Raw genomic sequence first — 21783 nt, forward strand, 5'->3', positions numbered from 1 at the left:
TTGTAAAGATAAGCAATTCCACATTTAATATAAATAGTTTCTACTAATAGTGTAAATTAAGCCAAAAAGAGTAAGATTAGAGCTTATTATGCTCTTTTTGTGTGTTTAAACGAAAGCTTAAGGAAAGAAGTGTAATCTAACTTTGCCCTAGTTAAAAAAAAAAAAACATTTACAATGAAAAAAAAACTTATTATTTTATGCTTAATGACCTTTTCCTTATTAACATATTCACAATCTCAAGTCGGAATTAACACTTTTAATCCTACTCAAACACTAGATGTTAATGGGGGAGCCAGAGTACGCAATATGAAAAATATTAATACAGAGGCATTGACTTTGGAATATAACCATCAAATTGTAGCTAATAGTGATGGAAATTTGGGCTATGTTCTTAATAGTAATACAACTGTTCCTTGGTCGTTCAATGATAACAAATATGATGTCTTAACCAAGCCAATATCAAGTGGATTACGCACAGGCAGAGTGCCTTTAAATTTTAGCATTACTATTTCTATTCCTGCAAAATCACAAGCGCAAGTTGTTATTAATTACAATATGCCTGTAATGCACTCAAGCCACACACCTAATACAATTGGATATTTGGGGTGTACTTTATATAAGTCTGTAAACGATGGAAGCGATATCGAATTGGATATGGGTTCTCGTAAATACACTGTTCCAAACAATTATAACGGAATAGCAGTAACCGCTCTTGGAATGCCTGTAGCAGGTTTTGCTATAGATATAATTTCTAATCCAGGAGACACTCCAATGAATGTAGCATACAAAGTAGATGGATATGTTGAATCAAATGCAGCTACAGTTACATTCGGAATGTATACAGCTTCACCGGGGATTAATTATAATTGGGGGCGTGGCGTTATGTCAGCTCAGATTTTTACTAAACCTATAAACTAAATTTAAAAACTCCTTTTTATTTAGGCAATTAAAATAATATATAGTTAACATCCTGTTGTATTTATAAAACAATTTAATTATAACTTATTAAATCCCTGATTTATTAGATTGTATCCAAAAGGTTAGATTGATTTATAATTAAATTTGATAATAATGAGCTCGATATTGTATTGAGCTCATTCCTTTTAGATTTATTTTGATTCTATCATTATTATAGTTTTTATATATTCGATTATTTCTTGTTTTAATTGAGTAATACAACTATCTCTTTTAAGATAAAAAAGTTCTGATTTCAATATTCCGTTATTAAGGGCTCCATATTTATCACTCTTTTTAACAGCTCTTCTTAAATTATCGGTTGCAATAGCGCTTAGGACACCCTGATAATAGTTTAGCATTTTTGCCAGACTTCCCTTAAAATCTTTTTTATTTAGGGTTCGAGTAGCCACTACAAAAGCAAGTCTACTTGCTCCAAGGACACTTACAAAAACTTCTACCTCATGTAGCTCTCCTGTAGATTGGTCAATAGCAAGTAATTTTTCCTGTATAGTCTACAAAAACTTCATCTCCTGCCTTATGATACATATACTTTGATGGTTTGAGTTTGCCTCGCCAATTTTGATAATGATAACAAGACTGAGAAAAACTTAACTTTAGATGCGATATAGTCTCACTATCATTTTCATAAACCAAATCACACTATTTTTTAATAAAAAAAACTTATTTAAGTCCTTCATATCTTTTGTTTATGTATCTAAGTAATTCTTCGTTTACAACTTTTTTTTCATAAGTATCTAAAATGGAGTTAGTATTTTCAAAATCCATTATTAATTGATAGTTATTTTTTTTAGAAAATTCTTCGGTGTAACGGTGTATCCTTAACCAGATTTTTGAAGATTCCATCTCTTCAAGATTTTTATAAAATTTTGCCAACTCTTCTTTTTCCAAAATGAATTGCTCATTTAAAACTTGCTTTTTTTCCTCTAAAATTGATTGGGATTGTAATTCCGAATATACAGACTCAATTTGATCAATATGATCGTTAAGCTCTTTCTCTGCTGCCCTTTTTAAATCTTTAGTCATAATAAAATTTTCATACAAGACACTACTGTTAACAGTTATAATTCTTGTACTTGACTTAAAACCAGTAAAAGTAAAACAAGCAATTATACCTAAAAAAAGTAGCAAATTGATTACTAATACTATTATATAGTAGTTTCTTCTTTTCACGGAATATTTTTCTTTATTTATGTTAATCTAAAATGGTTATATCTGAAGTGTTTACAATATGGTCAATATGCATTCGTACGCAAAACAATTATGAATACTTATAGAACCTACATACTTAATACACCCACCAGCAGCATAATTTACTTCTGTACTCCCTTAGGAGTATAAATCCATTTATTTTAAACAAAATTATAAGAATTCTATTCTTTAAGATTGCTATATAAACCATAAAATCAGCATAAAAAGTTATCTTAGTTTTAGACTGCGCTCAAATAGTGTTTAACTTTTTGGAGGCTGTTCAATGTTAATTGGATTTTTTTGTCGAGTTGGTTGTATAAGTTTTTAAAGTACTGTTTCATTCTATGATTAAGAAGTATATATAGTATGACTTATTGTGATTTTTTTAAGAGTTTATGTGGGACAATAAGAGAAAGAAGTATCAGTAATTTTGATGCATCATATTAAAACATAACTAATAATTACTCACTTATAACATTTTGTGAGTATGAGAACAGAATTATTAGTTTAATTTTTTTTTGATAAAATATTTTTTAATGTATAGTTATGACATTTTGCTCCTAATTAATAGGGTCAGCTAAATAGACAAACTTAAAAATTTAAACAAATGACCAGGAAATTACTTACAGGATTAAATCTATTAGTTTTTATTACTGTTTTTTCTCAGAGCGGTATCGGTACGCAGACACCAGAAGGTGCACTGGATATTTCTTATCCTGACAATGAATGGGGCTTAGTGATTCCTCATATAGATCAAGCAGAAAACACAAAGAACCCTACGGGGAAAAATGTAAAAAAAGGGACTATTGTTTATGATTTGAAAGAGAACTGTATTAGATATTTTAATGGCAGTATATGGAGCGGATGCATATTGGAGGATATTACTGATCCTATTAAACTAGATTGTAGTTTAGCTGTTTTAAACCAAGATGTTATTGCAAATTATCCTGTTTCTACCCAAACAACAGTTTCTATTCCTTATTCTAATCTAGGAGAGAATTTTGATTATAGAGATATTACTTTTCTATCAAAGAATGTAACTGGGTTGATAGCTGTTCTTCCTTCGGGATCTATTAAAAAAGGCTCAGGTGTTCTGGTATTTCATCTTTCAGGAACTCCTTCTGCTCAGGGTGAGGCTAAATTTTCTTTGAGTATAGCAGGGGTTACTTGTGAATTTGTTATTACCGTAAAGAATTATGTAGATATTAAAGTCCCTGTAGAAAATTTTGCTTGTGAGCTAGAGAATCAATTAAATGTTTATACACTAAAAGGGGAACACATAATAGACGGAGAAAAAGTGATGGTTACTAATTCTTCAAATATTAAACTTATTAAAGAACCTGGAACTTACTGTGGTATAACTATGATAAATAATGCTTTCCATTTAGGTGCTGAAGGGGGTAATATTGTTTATAGTCTTACTCTTACCTTTTCCCGTCCTGTAACGAATATAGGAATTTCTTTCGGAGGTTCAGATGCTGGAGAAGCGTTTACCTTTACAACAAATAACAATCAACCTGTTCAACTTACAACAAGTGGACGTTGCGAATCGTTAATCAAGATAACTGGTAATAAAATAGATATTCTCAACAATACTAATGTAGGTGGATATATTACTGTAGGTGGAAAATGGTTTACACAGCTAACTATTCGACATAACGGAAAAAAAGCCGGTACAGCATTCGGTTTCTGTTTAAATAGCAGTAGTGCTCTTTAAGTGTTTTATTAAATTTTCATCTTACATAATTTCTCAACACTGTTCAATCGTAATTTATTTTTAGTACAAAGTAACTTATACCCTGATGAAGAACATCCCGATCATATTGATTGGGATTTTTTTGTCGAGTTAGTTGTATAAAATTTTAAAGTACTATTTCATTTTATGATTAAGAAGAATATATAGTATGACTTATTGTAATTTTTTTAAGAGTTTATATGGGACAACAAGATAAAGAAGTATCAGTAATTTTGTGCATCAAATTAAAACATAACCAGTAATACTAATGATTACTCAATTGAAAACAGAATTATTAGTTTAATCTTTTTTTGATAAAATATTTTTTAATGTATCGTTATGACATTTTGCTCCTAATTAATAGGGTCAGCTAAATAGACAAACATAAAAATTCAAACAAATGATAAAAAAATTACTTACAGGATTAAATCTATTGGTTTTTATCACTGTTTTTTCTCAGAGCGGTATTGGCACACACACACCTGAAGGTGCTCTGGATATTTCTTATCCTGACAATGAATGGGGCTTAGTGCTTCCTCATGTAGATCAAGCAGAAAACACCAAGAACCCTATGGGGGGAAATGTAAAAAAAGGAACTATTGTTTATGATTCGAAAGAGGACTGTATTAGATATTTTAATGGCGATAAATGGAGCGGATGCTTATTAAGAGGGATTACTGATCCTATTAAACTAGATTGTAGTTCAGCTGTTCTAAGCAAAGATGTTATTATAAATTATCCTGTTTCTACCCAAACAACTGTTTCCATTCCATATTCAAATCTAGGGGTAGATTTTGATTATGGAGAGACCCCTTTTTTATCACAGAATGTAACTGGGTTGATGGCTGTTCTTCCTTCGGGATCTATTAAAAAGGGTCCTGGTGTTCTGGTATTTTCTATTTCGGGAACTCCTTCTGCTAAAGGGGAGGCTAAATTTTCTTTGAGTATAGCAGGGGTTACTTGTGAATTTGTTATTACCGTAAAAGAATTATACTGATATTGTAGTTCCTATAGATAATTTGGCTTGTGAATTAGAGAATCAATTAAATGGTAATACACTAAAAGGGGAACATATAATAGATGGAGAAAAAGTGATGGTTACTAATTCTTCAAATATTAAACTTATTAAAGAACCTGGAACTTACTGTGGTATAACTATGATAAATAATGCTTTCCATTTAGGTGCTGAAGGGGGTAATATTGTTTATAGTCTTACTCTTACCTTTTCCCATCCTGTAACGAATGTAGGAATTTCTTTCGGAGGTGCAGATGCTGGAGAAGCATTTACCTTTACAACAAATAATAATCAAACTATTCAACTTACAATAAGTGGACGTTGCCGAGTGTTAATCAAGATAACTGGTAATAAAATAGATATTCCCGACAATACTAATGTAGGTGGATATATTACTGTAGGTGGAAAATGGTTTACACAGCTAAATATTCGACATAACGGAAAAAAAGCCGGTATAGCATTCAGTTTCTGTTTAGATAATAGCAGTGCTCTTTAGTGTTTTATTAAATTAAGTGAAACGTCTATTTTAGTTTAAAAAAATGGGAGCTAATTTGTTATGACATGATTAAAAATAATGTGTGCTTATAACGATAGAGAATGGTCTTTTAGTAAATAAAAAATAACGTAATTTTATTATTGTTTGTTAGAATCCCCGATTTTTAATGGGAGCTATTTACAATAAGATACCTATTCTATTTGAATGTGCCAATCTAATTTTTATCTAGTTCTATCAAATGATCCTTTACTTGGTTAAATTATCTATAAAGAGTAAAGTGTCCAACTAACTCCCTGTTATCTTTATTATCATTGAGTTTTATTACATACCAATAATCGCCTGATGGTAACTCAGCTCCATTGTATTTTCCGTCCCATTTTTGACCTAGCTTATATTTACATATTATACGTCCGTATCTATCCAAAATATCAAATGTCAAATCTTTGTAGTTTACGGTACATCCTGGTGCCCAAGTATCATTTATTCCATCTCCATTTGGAGTGAAATAATTCGGGATACAAACGTCAATATATTCAAAATGTTTTGATACTATTGCTGTACATCCATTTTTATCTGTAACTGTAACGATGTAGGTTCCTGATTTGTAAATAATGAATTTATTGACTGATCCATAAGATTCTCCATTAAACGTGTATTGGTATCCACCCGCTCCACCTGATGCTGTAGCAACAATTTCATTTAATCCCTCCTCTGTTAATGTTAATTTTTGAACTTCATAGATACTAAATGGTATTGTTGTTTGTTCACAACCATTGGTATGCCTCGCTGTGACAGTATGTTTCCCAGGGGCTACATTTACAAATATGTTGCTTTGCTGATACACTTTGCTTTTGTCTAGCGCATAATCTATATCATCTGAATTAATATTACTTTCGTGAACTGTAATAGTCACCAAATTTGCTGCAGTATTGTCTACACAATTGTAATTTATTTTTGCCTGAGGGGCTAGTGTAACTGCTTTATCCATCACAACTTCAACATCGGTTAAGCAATTCGCATCTTTAATAAATACTTTGTGAATACCTCCAACAATATTAGTAAAGTCTAGTTCTGTACCTTCAACTGGCCTAAATCCCTGCGTTTTATTATCAAGACTTGCGCTATAAGGTGGTGTTCCTCCAAAAATAGCAATTGCAAACGCCCCATCTTTAGCGCCATTACATGTTTCCTGCATGATAGAACCAATAACGCTGCCCTGTAAAATATGAGGCTCTTTGATTTCTAAAATTGATTGTCCATTTCCTAAGCATCCTAATTCATCCTGAACCAAAATTTGATAGGTTCCTGGGGGCAAATTATCAAATACATGTGTATCGCTAAACTGAGTTAAATTTGGAGAAATAGCATACTTAATAATTCCTGTACCTCCAGTTGCTGTTATGACAATTTTGCCATCATTGGCCCCATTACATGTTATATTAGTAATAGTTTCTTTAAACTTAAGAGGTGAAACTGGTTGATTAACCATTAATCCAACTTCATCAGTACAGCCTGATATAACATCCGTTACTATGAAAGTATATTTTCCTGCTGGCAGATTTGTATATGTAATAACATCTCCCTCATGAAATGGTTCTATTGCCAGTGGATTAGGGATTAGTTTATAGGTGTAATTTGTTGCTATACTATAATTGCTCACTGCATATGTAATCGATCCTGTATTTCCACCGTAACAGTTTACATCACTATGTAATTGCTTGACTACTTTTATTTCTGGTGCCTTGGCTACTTCAATAGGTTTTACTAGGTAACATTTAGTAGCATCATCGATAACTTTTATTTGATACGTATTAGGTAATAAATTAGGAAAAACACCTGTTTTATTAGAGACTGCAGCTACTAGCGGCTCAATAATTTCATAGGTATAAGGTCCGATTCCACCAGTAACATTCTCAACAGTTACTGTGGCAACTCCGCCTATGGTGTTACAGTAAATAGGAGTTGCTGTGATATCCAGATTTGTTGGTACAATATATCCTGGAACTAATACATTCCCTGTAATTCTACAACCTTTTTTATCTATTACAACATAATCTATTGTTTTTTCAGTATTTACAGTAACTTCATTTGTATCAGAAAAAGTGACTCCATTATCAAAGCTATAACTATATATTTCATCTTGTTTAGATGGAATAAGCGCTACAACTGCATCAAGTAAAGTATTATTGGCGCTACATCTAAATGGAGTCTGTTTAACCTTAATTTTCGGAGCTTTTAGTTTAATTATAGTCAGCTGTTTAATTTCTAAACATTTGGTGATTCTACTTTGAAGCCGTACCCAAACTTTAGTTATTCCTACTGGTACCCCATAAGTGGATAAATCCGATGTAGGAATCGAATTTGTTACAGTTGGATTTTGAGCATTTATTAAACTTACATAAAAACTAATGTCTATATCATCTAATAAATTAGGATATTCAGCAAGATTGTTAATTTGCAAAGTCATCTGTTTTACTTCATTAACTAGATTTACTGTAGTTTCTGTTTTTCCATCTGATTCAAATTCACATAAATCTGAAATTTCATAATCATTTGCTTTTATATATGGGTATACTTTTAGTTTGATAGAAGCAATATTATCACAGTAACCTAAAGCTGAAACTCTAATATAAACAATATGCTCGTAGGGGCTTAGATTCTGCCAACTGTTTATGTTCTTTATCTCATTGATGCTATTTTGAGCATTTTCTTTGGTTGAATAATATTTAAAGCCAACTCCTATAGCTGTGGAAATTTTGTCTTTTACAGTAGTTAAATCAAATCTTGTTTTTCCATCGTTGTTTGCTTCATCGCACTTTAAAATTTCAGGCTGAATTGTTGTTATGGGCACTTTTTTATTTATCTGGAAAGAGATACCGACTACAGAAAAACATCCTGTATCATCCTGTTTATCAATCCGTGCATAAATACTATAAAAATTGGTATTAGGATATGCTCCGGGCTTTAAATCAGCTTCGGTAAAAGTATAGTTTTGCTTATTAATTGTATGTTCATTTCCCGCAATAGCATCGTCTGATTTTTTGTAATAGGTAAAAACATATAGATTATCAATATTGGACTCTCCTGTAATTATTTGATTTTTGTAAACATCTAAATCTGGAATACTATAATTTCCATCCAATTCCCAATCGGTTTCATCACAAACTTCAGGAAATATATCCTGAGCTTTTGGGGTGCTGTAAATCGTTACACTTAGCTTTTTGACAATATAACAGCCTGTTGCTTTGCTTACAAATTTTATCCATATCTGGCTGGCTGGCGTTGCATTAAAATGTGTTATATCAGAAGATATAATAATATTACCTACAGCATTAGCCCGAGAATTGTGGTAGCTAATATCAAAATCATTTAAGTTTGCTAATCCTGTTATCATTTGTGGCGGGTAATTTTTTAAATTAATTTCCATAGCCATTTCTCCGTTTGCACAAGCTACAATTTCGGAGTCTTTAATAAGGCTTTCCAACGAAGAAGTTTGTTGAAAAATAATTGGTTTAATTGAAAAACATCCTGTTGGTTTATAGACTACTCTTATCCAAATGGTTTTAGGAAATGAAGTAACTGTATAAGCAGATGGCACACTACCAAAACTTCCTCCAGTTATTGCATCATCAGTATTGGTATCGTAATAAGTAAACATATAATTACTGCCTGTAGGAAACCCTAAAACATCAGATCTGTACCTATCTAAGATTACATTTTCTTTCGTTGCTCCATTTTCATTTCCTGTATTGTTATTACAGATGGTATAAACTAGCGGTTTTGTCTCTAAGATAGGAGATTTTACCAGATTAAATGTTAATGCTACTAGTATAGGACAATCTCCAATACTTTGTGCAATGTTCACCCAAATTGAATTAATTTCTGTTGCTTCAAAAGTGCTAAGTGAAGGTGTTCTATTTGCAATAGCTTCTGCTTGTGTCTCATAAAAATTATAAGTCATAGTTGACGAAATATCTGAATTATTAGCGATAAGCTGTGCTTGCATATAACTAGTTGTGAGCACTTCTTTTCCATCATTTTCAAAATCACAATTTTCTATAATAGTATTAATAAGTACAGGTGTTTTGACTAGGATAACGGTAAAATTCAATATTTCCCAACATGAGGTAACTTTATCATATACTCGTACGTAAATGGTAGTAGGAGAAATTGTTACGTGATAATTTGTGGCCATGCCAGTAGAAATAAAAAACGGAGAAGCTTCATTTCCTTCCTCGACTGCTTCTGGTGTTCCATACAAACTAATTTCTGCGTTTGAATCGCTACTTATCAGCGCTTCATTTAGATTTACCCTTTCTTGATTATCATTATTTATATCGCATATAATTAGATTTCTAAGAGCTGGTAAAGCTACAGAAGTGGTAAATTGGAACTTAACTTCAACTATAACTGGGCATTCCTCTTCTATATCGAGTCTTGCAAACACAGCCATTTGCTGGGCATTTATCTCAAAATCTGTAAGATTGATAATGTTATTAGACGTTCCTGTATGAGCTTGGGTAACGATTTGATAATATCTAATTGGACATTGTAATTTAATTAATTGTGAAGGAGTTAATTCATCCTTTACATCAGTTTCGTTAGTAGTTATTTTAATTATGTTTATCAGTTCTTTTTTATCATCATTAAAATCGCAAACCATATAAGGTTGGTTTATGGACTTTACTATAACTGGAACCAGAGTAAAATGTATTTCGTGTGTATAAATGCACCCATAATATTTTACATAAACATACACAGTAGTTTGTGGAATTGTTAAGGTAATATCGGTAATAATTTTATTACTATTAATTGGATTGCCAGGATCTGCTTCATAACTATGTAAATCTTCTGAGGTGGAAAAAAAACAAATAGTGGCTTCGGGATATTCTGCTTCTAATGCTGCCTGCCATTTTGGTTTGGAATTATAATTGGCTTTTAGAGTGATGCTTTCTTTTCCGTCATTATAAGTATCACATATATCAAAAGTATCTGGATATATTGTAGCTTTTTTCGAAGCACTTACAGGGAAATTAACATACGATTCCAATCCTGTTGTATTAATTGTATAACGTGCCTGTATTACTTTAAAGAATGGAGGCGAAAAATGATAGCTGTATGGAGCTGTATCGGTGAGCAATGAATTATTGGCAGAATCGTAAAAACCAATAAGAGTAATATCTGATAAAGTCAGGCTTCCCTGTAAATAAAATCTAAGATAATCACTATCAAGGTTTACTGTAAAAGAGGATTCGTCTGTATCGCAAATAGAACCTCCTCCTCCTCCTGAGCCACCTGGACCAGTTGAGTTACCGCCACCTCCGCCACCTCCTGGAGTACCGTCACAATCATTATCTGCCGCAAGCACTATCTGTGTGTATGCATCGCAATACCCTATTACCTTGGCCTTTATATAAATAGTCGCATTCATGGTAAAAGATGCTAAGGCTGGATTTGGGATCTTATAATAGGCATTGTAACTGGGATCGGTATAATATTCAAAATTCACTCCAGTAGACGGAGCTTCAAGAAGCTGAGATTCGTACTGAGTTAAATCATACTTTACGACTAATTGATTTTCAATTACATGACAAATTAAAAATGGTTTTTCAGGTTTTTTAACTTCTACATATTTTTTTAGCTTTATTTTAAACGGAACTACTGTATAACAATCTAAATCGTTATAATAAGCGTTCCATACCTGCAAGTATAGAGTTTTGGTATTAACAGCTTCTGCTGTTATATCTAAAGGATATGCAGTATAATTAGTTATTTCTGGATTCCCTGCAATAGCTGCTTCTGGTGAGTCAAAAAATTTATAATAGCAGTTGTTTAGTCCATATATACCTAACGCAGCTAAATTGATAGTTTCTTTTCCGTCATTATTTTCATCACATTTTTCAAAAAACTGATTGGGTGTAATTACTGGTTTTTTATTTAATCTTAGATTAAGCTTTCCAACGCTATAACAAACCCCACTTTTTAAGACTTTGGCATATATGGTCTTATTATTAGAAAAAATATAGGCACTCTTAGGGTATACTATGGGAATAGCAAGATTTTTGTCTTCAAAATAAGAAAAAGAGAGAGATGAATCTGAGTTTATTTCAAGTTCGTATGGAATTAAATCAAGTGTATAACTTTCGTCATTATTTACGCAAAATGCTGCTGTAGTTACTTCCTTTGTCGTAGGGAAGTCTTGAGAAAATTTTACTTCTATAATATCTTGTACCGAAATCGGAGTACACATATTATAGGTTACCTTTACATTATATTTCGTGCTTTGAGTTGGATAGACTAATATAGTTTGCAAATTTCGTGTTCCTGAAATTTCACTATTATATTCATCATACCAATTAATTGTAATATTAGTACTTCCATTAGGCGTAAATCGCCATGCTTCATTATGGGCTTCCCAATTTCCCGTATCTCTTTCGGGAGTAGTAATCCCCCCACTTGAATCATAGTTTGTAAGCCCAATCACGGCATTTTTTCGGTACGATCCTGTTCCTTCAAAAATGGGATTGTTGCTTTCATTCTTAAACCGATCTTTTACATACACATCAATTATATTTGTTCCTTCATATAACACAATCTGCGAAGTGGAGTTTTTACCTGGCATTGCATATCCGTATTGGGCGATATTAGTGTAATTAACAATAATTCTTCTGCTAGGAGAACTGCCTTCTACTCGATACCTTACCTGATTTGTATTTTGCATGTCATGAAATACTCCAAAAATAGAATTTTTAGGAAGTCCGGTCGGAAGCATGTTTGGTGGAGCATACGGGCATTCTTGTTGTGCCAAAGCTGTATTAAAGCTCAGTACTCCGTTATCACTAATTATAATTTTTGAATACGTATTTCCATAAAAACAAAAAGCAAAAGGTATGTCTATAGCTCCGCTGTAGGTGTCATCCAACTTCCCGTTATTATTCCTAATATCAACGACTTCTCCTTGATTGAAGTCTCCTATCGGAACATAATCAATTGATGACACCTCATAATTATTTGTTTGTCTTATCTCCGGATATATTGCTTTTAACTGGATTCCATTATTGGGTAAGAAATCATAATCACAATCAATATTTATTACACCACTATTTTCTTTATGATCTTTTATCTCTACAGAAGGTATAGATACATTTTGTGAAAAATTTTCTTCTAAAGGAACTAGTAAGAATATTAGAATAACTAATCTGATAGGCAGCAATTTCATAGTAATGCATTAATATATTTTTAATCCCATTAATTTTTTTTGAAATCGGTATCTAGCAATAATTATTTCTCTATTATGAATCCTAATAATCTTTAATATTCTTTGGATTAGATTAGTGGCTTTTATATTGACTGCTATATCAAAAGATATATTAAAAATCTAACGTAATAATTGAGCAAAATAACTAGAGAATAAGAAAGCTATAAAAGTGCTTTACTTTTCCAATATATGATATTCGATAAAAAAATTGAAGTTAGATAGGATTTAATAAAAACATAGCTACTATAAGTTTTATTAATATAATGATAAGTCTTTTTCGTTTCTATCTCAACTTATAACTTTATTAATCAAATACTATCAATACATTAAATGATCAAGTTGACCTCGACTTTTCTTAAGTTATAAATATCACCTACACTAAAAAAATCAGGATTTATCATTAAAATTTATAATGTGAATTATATTACTAAAGTAAATTAACTTCCTGAAAATAAAACATTGATACACAATTTATTATAAAACAAATAATACTACAAATTTATCTGTTGTACTGCATCATAAAATGTGAAATAATATATTTATTCTATAAAAAATAAGTAATAACTTTATTCTTGTTTTCCACAAACATTCAATTTTATGTATTTTTTTCTTTGAAAAAATGATAATATAAAATAGATTAATCCCCATTTAATCAGATTGACTTTTAAATACCACTTATTACCTTTTACTCAAATCATTATTTTTTTTAATTGTTAAAACCTACTATTATGAAACTAAAATTATTCTTATTACTCGTTTTTATCAGTATTTATTCGTGGTCCCAAACCACTAAATCATTTACTACCAATGGTACCTTTATTGTCCCCGCAGGTTTAACCAGTATTTATGCTAAGGCCTGGGGTGGCGGAGGTGCTGGTGGCGGAGCCAGTGGTGCCGGACTACTTTGGGGAAGAGGTGCAGCCGGGGGTAGCGGTGGCGCTGCTGTCGAATCTGTACTAACTGTCGTTCCAGGAACAACTTTAAATGTGGTTGTTGCTGGCCAAACACCTGGAACTATAGGCGCTAATGGTACAGCAGGTGGGCATTCTACCATTACTCAGTATCAAAATATTTTTTTGGCCGCTGGAGGATTAGGTGGTGGGGCCAATAACTCCGAGACACCCCCAGATGCAACGCCAGCAGCACAATTTGATGATTCAGCATCAACTAATGGGGTTACTAAAGGAAGGCCAGGCGAAAAAGGTAATTCAGCCTTACTATCATTAGGGCTTAGTTCTGGAGCTGGTGGGGCTGGTGGACAAGGTATAAATTCAGGAGATGGAGCTGGAGGTGCTGCTATTTCAAATCTACTTTTGGGTACGTCTCCAGGAAACGCAGGTACAGCTTCAGGAGGTGGTGGCAGCGGGGCAATAAATTCAGCATTAGGTGCTCCCCAAGCTGGTGGGGCTGGCGCTGCGGGACAAGTCATTCTCTCTTATACTTGTCCAATTTATAGTATAACTGGTGTAAAAGCTGGAAGTTGTGATAATAGCACCTTATTAACTGTAATACTAACATCGAGTGCAACTTCATTGCCTGTTGGTAATTATGTGGTAACTTATAACAGGACTAGTCCAGCTGCTACAGGATTAACGGCCAATCTAACGGTCACTACAGCAGGAACAGGAACCTTTACAACTACTAGTACCTATCCAAATAATACAGATAATAGCACTATAACAATTACTAAACTTGCTTCTGAGTCTTGTTCTTCTACTATTACCACCAGTAATACAGCTACAATAACAAGTATATATGGAGGAACAATAAGTGGTGCAACTGCGACTTGTATAGGAACCTCTTGTAGCTTGACCTTATCAGGCAACACAGGATTAGTTACTAAATGGCAATTTAAGGATGGGTCAAACTCAGATCAATGGACGGATGTCCCTAATCCAAGCACTGCTACAACTTATACATCATTCCCAATAAACAGACAAACAGACTTTAGAGCTCTTGTAGTGACTGGAAATTGTAGTACTGAGTCTCAACCAACGACTGTAACTATATTACAAATCCCTATAATTTCCAATGGTAATATTTTTTTCCCTTCTGATCCTGTGATCGGCTCTGTTCCGGAAAGCTCCATTTTGCAATATCTAACAATTATCTATAGTTCTGTCGAAGGTCATAATAATAACACCCTTAATGGCCTTCCCAATGGGTATTCTGTTGAATGGAATTCTAATCAATTACCAGATCAAAATTTCACTTCTTATACGTTTACAGCTACGGTTAATGGAAATATAAATACAATTGTGGTACCAGCTAATACTCCAGTTGGCACTTACAGCGGTAATTTATATGTTTATAATGATCTTTGCAAATCCGATAAGTATGCAATTAAATTAATTATTTACAAACCATTCCAAACAGGCTCTGAAAAAGATACAAATGCCAGTACAATTACTACTAGTTTAATACCTATAGCAACGAAAGATTTAGAAGCAACAGAAAACAAAGTTTCGGTAGCCATTTTTAACAAGGTTATTCATGTTGATACTTACAATAGGAATATTAATAAGGTATTTGTTTATGATGTATCAGGGAATTTACTATACAAAAAAGAAGCTGTATCGGGTTCTAAATTAGTGATAGACAACTTAAAATCAAGTAATCAGGTTTTGCTGGTAAAAGTAATTTCCGATGATAATCATATCGAAACTAAGAAAGTGATTTATTGATTTTTAACATAGAAACACAGCCTTTTTTAAATTAAAGCAGCTATTTTACTTATTTACAAGGAATATAGCTGCTTTATGCTAAAGAAATGTATCCCTGTGTGTTAGCCATAAATTTAATAACCTGAGTGAAACGAACAAACAGAGTAATTAAAACTGATGCGCTAACTGCAAAAGCATTACTATTTTTTTATCTATGGCATCCATCTCTGAATAATTATATGGTTTCAGAAAAAAGAAACATTAAATTCGATATTAAAAACTTAATTACAACTCAAATTTAGAATTATATTTTGAATGTACTCACTAATAAAAAATAGAAAACCATTAAAAGTAAATTTACTGTAAAAATAAATGTTATGATACCCATCTCAGAATCACTATCCATACAAGACTGTCAACGCTTATTTGATTTGAATCAATACATCGAAAATGCCCGAGATACTTTCTTAGGCTATCCTGTATCCAAAGATTTTGATTATTCGGAAATCAATCATTTTTTTAAATACCCGATTAATAATCTTGGAGATCCTTTTGAGAATTGCACTTACAAAGTACAAACACACGAACTAGAAATGGAAGTAATTGGCTTTTTTGCCAAATTATTCCGCGCCGATCCAAAAGATTATTGGGGTTATGTAACAAATGGCAGTTCTGAAAGTAATCTATACGGACTGTATCTCGCACGAGAATTACATCCAAAAGCCATAGTATACTACTCTGAATCGGCTCATTACAGCATACGCAAAAACATTCACTTACTCAACATACCAAGCATCGCTATTCGTTCACAGGAAAATGGTGAAATAGATTATGATGATTTTGAAAATACTCTAAAACTAAATCGTAATAAACCTGCCATAGTACTTGCCACTTTTGGCACAACCATGAAAGAAGCTAAAGATGACGTATCAAAAATTAAGAATATTCTAAAAAGATTAGTCATACAAGACAACTACATCCATTGTGATGCAGCTTTATCTGGAAGTTATGGTGCCTTTATGCAACCACGATTTCCCTTTTATTTTATGGATGGCGCAGAGAGCATTTCAATCAGTGGACACAAATTTATAGGTTCGCCTATTCCAACTGGTGTTATTATCACGAAGCGCTCCAATAGGGATAGAATCTCAAAAGTAATATCCTATATCGGCTCCCTAGATACAACAATTTCAGGGTCCAGAAACGGTCATTGTCCGTTGTTTTTATGGTATGCCATAAAAAAACTAGGTGTTGAAGGTTTAAAAAAACGCTATTTGCACAGTTTGGAAGTAGCAGAATACTGTGAACAAAAATTAAAAACTATAGGGATTCCTGCCTGGAGAAATCCAAATTCTATAACAGTCGTTTTTCCAAAAACAACTGAAGAAATTAAATCAAAATGGCAATTAGCCACTCAGGGTGATATTTCCCATATTATTTGCATGCCAAACGTGACTATAGAACAAATAGATCTTTTTATCAACGATATAGAGAATTGTACCGAAAACCCAAATGAAATAACAGAATTCAGTTGGTAGTGTTTCAGAGTTAGTAAAATAACTTGTTGAAAAAGAACATTTATTAACAAAAATAAGTTAGGGATGAGCAATATTGCTCATTCTCTTTGTTTTAATATCATTTTAATAGATCTATTAAACGACAGCACAGAAATTCTTTTCCTGCCTACAAACTTAACTTTTACAATATAAAATATTCCACAAAAAAATAAGATACGATTTACTAAAGACATAGCTACTATACATTTTATTAATATAACGATAAGTCTTTTCGTTTCTATCTCAACTCTTACTTTATTGATCAAATACTATCAATAGATTAAATGACCAAGTTGGCCTCGACTTATTCTAAGTTATAAATATCACCTACATTAAAAAAAATCAGGATTTATCATTAAAACTTGCGATATGAATTATATTACTAAACAAAACTAACACGTAGAATATAACACATTAACATACAACATATTATAAAACAAATAATACTACAAATTTATCTGTTGTACTGCATCATAAAATATGAAATAATATATTTATTCTATAAAAAACAAGTAATAACTTTATTCTTATTTCCACAAACATTCAATTTTATGTATTTTATTTCTTTGAAAAAATGTAAGATAAAATAGATTAATCCCCTTTTAATCAGATTTACTTTTAAATACCACTTATTACCTTTTACTCAAATCATTACTTTTTTTAATTATTAAAACCTACTATTATGAAACTAAAATTATTCTTATTACTCGTTTTTATCAGTATTTATTCGTGGTCCCAAACCACTAAATCATTTACCACCAATAGTACCTTTATTGTCCCTGCAGGTTTAACCAGTATTTATGCTAAGGCCTGGGGCGGCGGAGGTGCTGGTGGAGGAGCTAGTGGTGCCGGACTGCTTTTGGGGAGAGGTGGCGCTGGCGGTGGCGGTGGTGCTTATGTCGAATCTCCACTAACTGTCATTCCAGGAGCAACTTTAAATGTGGTGGTTGCAGCCCAAACACCTGGAACAATAGCTGCTAATGGTACTGCTGGAGGGTATTCTACCATTACTCAATATCAAAATATTTTTTTTGCACCTGGAGGATCAGGAGGTGGGGCTAATAACTCTGACACCCCTCCGGGTGCAACACCTGGAGGAGCATTTGCTGCTACGATAGGAGCCACCAGAATTGCAGGTAGGCCAGGCGGAAAAGGTAATTCAGCCTTACTATCATTAGGACTTAGTTCTGGAGCTGGTGGGGCTGGTGGAGAAGGTATAAATTCAGGAGATGGTGCTGGAGGTGCTACTATTTCAAATCTACTTTTGGGTACGGCCCCAGGAAACGCAGGTACTGCTTCTGGCGGCGGCGGCAGTGGCGCAATAAATTCAGCATTAGGTGCCCCTCAAGCTGGTGGGGCTGGCGCTGCGGGACAAGTCATTCTCTCTTATACTTGCCCAACTTATAGTATAACTGGTCTAACAGCTACAAGTTGCAATACTAGTACAACATTTATGGCAATACTAACATCGAGTACAGCGTCATTACCAGTTGGTAATTATGTGGTAACTTATAACAGGACTAGTCCAGCTGCTACAGGATTAACGACCAACCTAACGGTCACTACAGCAGGAACAGGAACATTTACAACTACTAGCACCTATCCAAATGATACATTTAATAGTACTATAACAATTACTAAACTAGCTTCTGAATCATGTTCTTCTACTATTACCACCAGTAATACAGCTACAATAACACAAGTCAATAATTCTGGTGGAACAATAAGTGGTCCAACCACCGTTTGTGGGGGAAACCTAGTTGTGTTAACTTTATCGGGCAATACAGGACCAGTTAGTAAATGGCAAAAGAAAAATACTATTCCAGGTTCCCCATGGCAAGATTTACCCAATAGTGCTACTCCAAGTTATACAATTAGTACATACCATCCATATTCGTATAGAGCTATTGGAGTTGGGCCTTGTGGCTATGAAACAATTTCTGAGCAAATAAATATAACAACAATCTTACCTTCACCACATCTTAGTGGTACTGAGCAGTTCATGCCTATTCGAATTTCCACTTCAGAAAGCCCCACTTTACAACATGCTTCAGCCTCTTGTAACGTCAATTTTAATACTAGTCTAGTCACTGGCTATTCTATTGAATGGCAATCTAATAACTTTGCAGATCAAAGCCTGACTTCGCATACATTTGTTTTCGGTACTAATACAATCTCAATTGTGATACCGTCCAATACTCCAGCAGGTACTTATAGCGGTGACTTATATCTTTATACTGATAATAATTGTAAATCCAATTCATATCCTATCATATGTTATATTTCTTCTCCTAATAACTTATCATCAAAAATATCTTCTGAAAAAAATGTAAATCCTAATACAGTTGCTACTAGTTTGGTACCTACATCAACGAAAGATTTTGAAGCAACGGAAAACAAAGTTTCGGTAGCTATTTTTAACAAAGCTATACATGTTGATGCCTACAATAAGAATATCAATAAGGTATTTGTTTATGATGTATCTGGAAATTTACTGTACAAAAAAGATGCCGTATCGGGTTCTAAATTAGTTATCGACAATTTAAGATCTAGTAATCAAGTTTTGCTGGTAAAAGTAATTTCTGATGATAATCATATCGAGACCAAAAAAGTTATTTATTAATTGTAACAAAATTGTAATTTAAAAAGCCATTTACGAAAACGTAAATGGCTTTTTTGCTTCAGGTATTCCTTAATCAATGCATACTTGGGGATGTATAAATTATAGGAATACGTAGAAACTAACTTTTTTAGATAACAAATTAAAATCAATTCTATTTATGCTAATAGCATCTTTATTAAACGTACATAAATCATTTAATGGCGAACTGGACTTTGGGTACAAGGACAGTTACTGATTCCTCGAAGAAAATCAAGTCCAATGGTAATGACATGGGTTCCTGAATTATAGGCTCCAATAGCATTAAGAGATGCTTGATACGAATAACCAAAGTAAAAATTTGACTTCTTAAAACCTGCCATGGGTCCAATCATTAAAGGTTCAAGTACCTGATCGTTCAAGAAACGATAAGAAACCCCAATCCAATAATAATCTTCATAGCGATTGTATTGCCTGAACTTAAAGTTAAAATCGGTACTGGAACGTTTATCACTAGCAAAAAATTGGTAATAAATTGATGGTTCGAACTCAATTCTGTTATTCTCGGCCCCCTTAAAAACATATCCTGTATATACTTGATAATTGCGAAGTAAGCTTGGCTCTATTCCATCGAATTTATCTATTTTCTTTTCCAAAACATTACCTATGTTAAAGCTTAAATAAAAATCCTTATTTCGATATAAAGCCCCTACATCAAAGTTACTATTAGACACAGATCTGTTATCTGTAATACCGGGATCTAAAGAACCGGGAATTGCTGTTCCTGAATTAAATTCATTAATATTAATTTTAAAACTATTGATATTATATGAGATACCAAAAGATAAATATTGCTTTGAATAGTAATCTAGAATCAAGTGATGTGCAAATGATACTTTGACTCCTGTTTGTTTAGTAAATCCATTGCTATCGTTATAAAGTGAAATTCCCATTCCTGAACGGTCCAAAATTCTAAAATCGGCATAAAGCGATTGGTTATTGGGTGCGTCTTTGATACCTACCCACTGGGTTAAACCATTGGCACGTATTCTTAGATTATCTCCAATACCCGCATATGTTGGAGATATAACAAAAGGATTATCGGCTAAATATTGGGTAAAAACAGGCAAATTTAACTCCTGGCTGTAACTTGATGTTACAGCCAGGAGTAGAAATGATATGATAATTTTTTTCATTGTATTATAATTTTAGATAACAATAATTAATTGTTTAGTATTTATCGATATAGTGTAAAATGGCCAACAAACTCTCTTTTATCTTTATTGTTATTCAGTTTCAATACATACCAGTAATCTCCTGATGATAATTCAACTCCTTTGTATTTTCCATCCCATTTTTGACCCAATTTATACTCAGCGATTATACGGCCGTACCTATCAAAAATAGCATAGGTCAAATCTTTATAATTTATTGTACAATCTGGTCCCCACTTGTCATTGATACCATCTCCATTTGGAGTAAAGTAATTTGGAATACAAACATCTACATATTCAAAATATTCATCAGTGGTTATTGTACATCCATTTTCATCTGTTACTGTAACCTTATAAATCCCAGATTTGTATATAATAAACTTATTGGATATACTGTAAGGCTCATCATTAAATGTGTATTGATATACTCCACTTCCACCTGTAACTGTAGCCACAATTTCATTTAATTCTCCATCTCCTAAAACTAATGTTAATGGTTGAACATCATCTATAATAAATGGTACTGTAGTTTGTTCACATCCATTAGAATGTCTTGCTGTTACGGTATGTGTTCCTGAAGCAATATTTATAAACACATTACTTGACTGATATTCCCCATTATCAAGAGCATAATCTACTTCATTAGAATTTGTGATACTAGCATCAATTGTTATTGTAACTGAATTTTCCGCAGAATTGTTAGCACAAACATAGTTGACCACTGATTTAGGATTTAATACAACTGCATCATCCATACGCACTTCAATTTCATTGGTACATCCTGTAGCGTCTTTAATATAAACTATGTGATTACCCCCTCTTAGGTCAGTAAAGTCAAATATTGTTTGGTTCTGTTCACCATGTAAAAAAGGCCCTCTTCTATTATCTAAACTATAACTATAAGGCATATTCCCTCCGGAAACTTCTATACTAAATGCCCCATCTTCATTACCCGCACAGATTTCTTGCAATATTGGACTTAGCATTTTAGCTTCTAATAAATCTGATTCTGTAATAGTAACGTCAACGGTTGTCGTACAATTATTGGCATCTACTATAGTGAAGGTATAATCTCCTGCTG

13 protein-coding genes are annotated in these 21783 nt (G+C 32.8%); 7 read left to right on the plus strand and 6 right to left on the minus strand.

Annotated features, from left to right (window positions below):
• Positions 1-174: 174 nt before the first annotated feature.
• Positions 175-918, plus strand: a complete 744-nt coding sequence (locus OIU80_RS11485) for a hypothetical protein (RefSeq protein WP_264287142.1) — start codon at positions 175-177, stop codon at positions 916-918.
• A 138-nt stretch (positions 919-1056) separates the two neighbouring features.
• Here OIU80_RS11485 and OIU80_RS20910 read toward each other — a convergent pair whose 3' ends face one another.
• The 3 genes from OIU80_RS20910 to OIU80_RS11495 form a co-directional block, all read right to left on the minus strand.
• A complete protein-coding gene (locus OIU80_RS20910) occupies positions 1057-1146 on the minus strand; it encodes an IS3 family transposase (protein WP_404827370.1) in 90 nt (29 codons plus the stop codon).
• Entirely contained in the window at positions 1110-1367 is a 258-nt protein-coding gene (locus OIU80_RS11490) for a hypothetical protein (protein WP_264287143.1), read from the minus strand. Before OIU80_RS11490 ends, OIU80_RS20910 begins: the two co-directional genes overlap by 37 nt.
• A 271-nt stretch (positions 1368-1638) precedes the next feature.
• Positions 1639-2001: a hypothetical protein gene (locus tag OIU80_RS11495; protein WP_264287144.1), complete on the minus strand. Its 363-nt coding sequence runs from the start codon at positions 1999-2001 to the stop codon at positions 1639-1641.
• 772 nt (positions 2002-2773) lie between these two features.
• On the opposite strand from OIU80_RS11495, the gene OIU80_RS11500 reads away from it, so the two are divergent.
• From OIU80_RS11500 to OIU80_RS11510, 3 genes are all read left to right on the plus strand, one after another.
• Positions 2774-3883 (plus strand): hypothetical protein, encoded by a 1110-nt coding sequence (locus tag OIU80_RS11500; RefSeq protein WP_264287145.1) that lies wholly within the window; start codon positions 2774-2776, stop codon positions 3881-3883.
• A 418-nt stretch (positions 3884-4301) separates the two neighbouring features.
• Positions 4302-4898 (plus strand): hypothetical protein, encoded by a 597-nt coding sequence (locus OIU80_RS11505; protein ID WP_264287146.1) that lies wholly within the window; start codon positions 4302-4304, stop codon positions 4896-4898.
• A 22-nt stretch (positions 4899-4920) separates the two neighbouring features.
• Positions 4921-5412: a hypothetical protein gene (locus OIU80_RS11510; RefSeq protein WP_264287147.1), complete on the plus strand. Its 492-nt coding sequence runs from the start codon at positions 4921-4923 to the stop codon at positions 5410-5412.
• A gap of 259 nt (positions 5413-5671) precedes the next feature.
• Here OIU80_RS11510 and OIU80_RS11515 read toward each other — a convergent pair whose 3' ends face one another.
• The gene (locus tag OIU80_RS11515) at positions 5672-12631 is read right to left on the minus strand and encodes a T9SS type B sorting domain-containing protein (protein WP_264287148.1); all 6960 of its coding nucleotides are present in this window, start codon (positions 12629-12631) and stop codon (positions 5672-5674) included.
• Between the two features lie 767 nt (positions 12632-13398).
• On the opposite strand from OIU80_RS11515, the gene OIU80_RS11520 reads away from it, so the two are divergent.
• From OIU80_RS11520 to OIU80_RS11530, 3 genes are all read left to right on the plus strand, one after another.
• Positions 13399-15354, plus strand: a complete 1956-nt coding sequence (locus OIU80_RS11520; protein WP_264287149.1) for a T9SS sorting signal type C domain-containing protein — start codon at positions 13399-13401, stop codon at positions 15352-15354.
• A gap of 356 nt (positions 15355-15710) precedes the next feature.
• A complete protein-coding gene (locus tag OIU80_RS11525; RefSeq protein WP_264287150.1) occupies positions 15711-16871 on the plus strand; it encodes a histidine decarboxylase in 1161 nt (386 codons plus the stop codon).
• A 700-nt stretch (positions 16872-17571) separates the two neighbouring features.
• Complete coding sequence (locus tag OIU80_RS11530; protein ID WP_264287151.1) at positions 17572-19512, plus strand: T9SS sorting signal type C domain-containing protein; 1941 nt, start codon at positions 17572-17574, stop codon at positions 19510-19512.
• A 194-nt stretch (positions 19513-19706) separates the two neighbouring features.
• Here the strand turns inward: OIU80_RS11530 and OIU80_RS11535 are convergent, their stop codons facing one another.
• The gene (locus tag OIU80_RS11535) at positions 19707-20684 is read right to left on the minus strand and encodes a PorP/SprF family type IX secretion system membrane protein (RefSeq protein WP_264287152.1); all 978 of its coding nucleotides are present in this window, start codon (positions 20682-20684) and stop codon (positions 19707-19709) included.
• A 41-nt stretch (positions 20685-20725) separates the two neighbouring features.
• Positions 20726-21783: T9SS type B sorting domain-containing protein (locus OIU80_RS11540; protein ID WP_264287153.1), on the minus strand; the 1058-nt coding region annotated here is incomplete at its 5' end.

It is taken from the genome of Flavobacterium frigoritolerans, assembly GCF_025847275.1.
In the GTDB taxonomy this organism is placed as follows: domain Bacteria; phylum Bacteroidota; class Bacteroidia; order Flavobacteriales; family Flavobacteriaceae; genus Flavobacterium; species Flavobacterium frigoritolerans.

Bases quoted from the DNA above. Each gene is read 5' to 3' on its own strand.
- OIU80_RS11485 (WP_264287142.1), top strand. From the start codon at position 175: ATGAAAAAAAAACTTATTATTTTATGCTTAATGACCTTTTCCTTATTA.
- OIU80_RS11495 (WP_264287144.1), bottom strand. From the start codon at position 2,001: ATGACTAAAGATTTAAAAAGGGCAGCAGAGAAAGAGCTTAACGATCAT.
- OIU80_RS11500 (WP_264287145.1), top strand. From the start codon at position 2,774: ATGACCAGGAAATTACTTACAGGATTAAATCTATTAGTTTTTATTACT.
- OIU80_RS11505 (WP_264287146.1), top strand. From the start codon at position 4,302: ATGATAAAAAAATTACTTACAGGATTAAATCTATTGGTTTTTATCACT.
- OIU80_RS11515 (WP_264287148.1), bottom strand. From the start codon at position 12,631: ATGAAATTGCTGCCTATCAGATTAGTTATTCTAATATTCTTACTAGTT.
- OIU80_RS11520 (WP_264287149.1), top strand. From the start codon at position 13,399: ATGAAACTAAAATTATTCTTATTACTCGTTTTTATCAGTATTTATTCG.
- OIU80_RS11525 (WP_264287150.1), top strand. From the start codon at position 15,711: ATGATACCCATCTCAGAATCACTATCCATACAAGACTGTCAACGCTTA.
- OIU80_RS11530 (WP_264287151.1), top strand. From the start codon at position 17,572: ATGAAACTAAAATTATTCTTATTACTCGTTTTTATCAGTATTTATTCG.
- OIU80_RS11535 (WP_264287152.1), bottom strand. From the start codon at position 20,684: ATGAAAAAAATTATCATATCATTTCTACTCCTGGCTGTAACATCAAGT.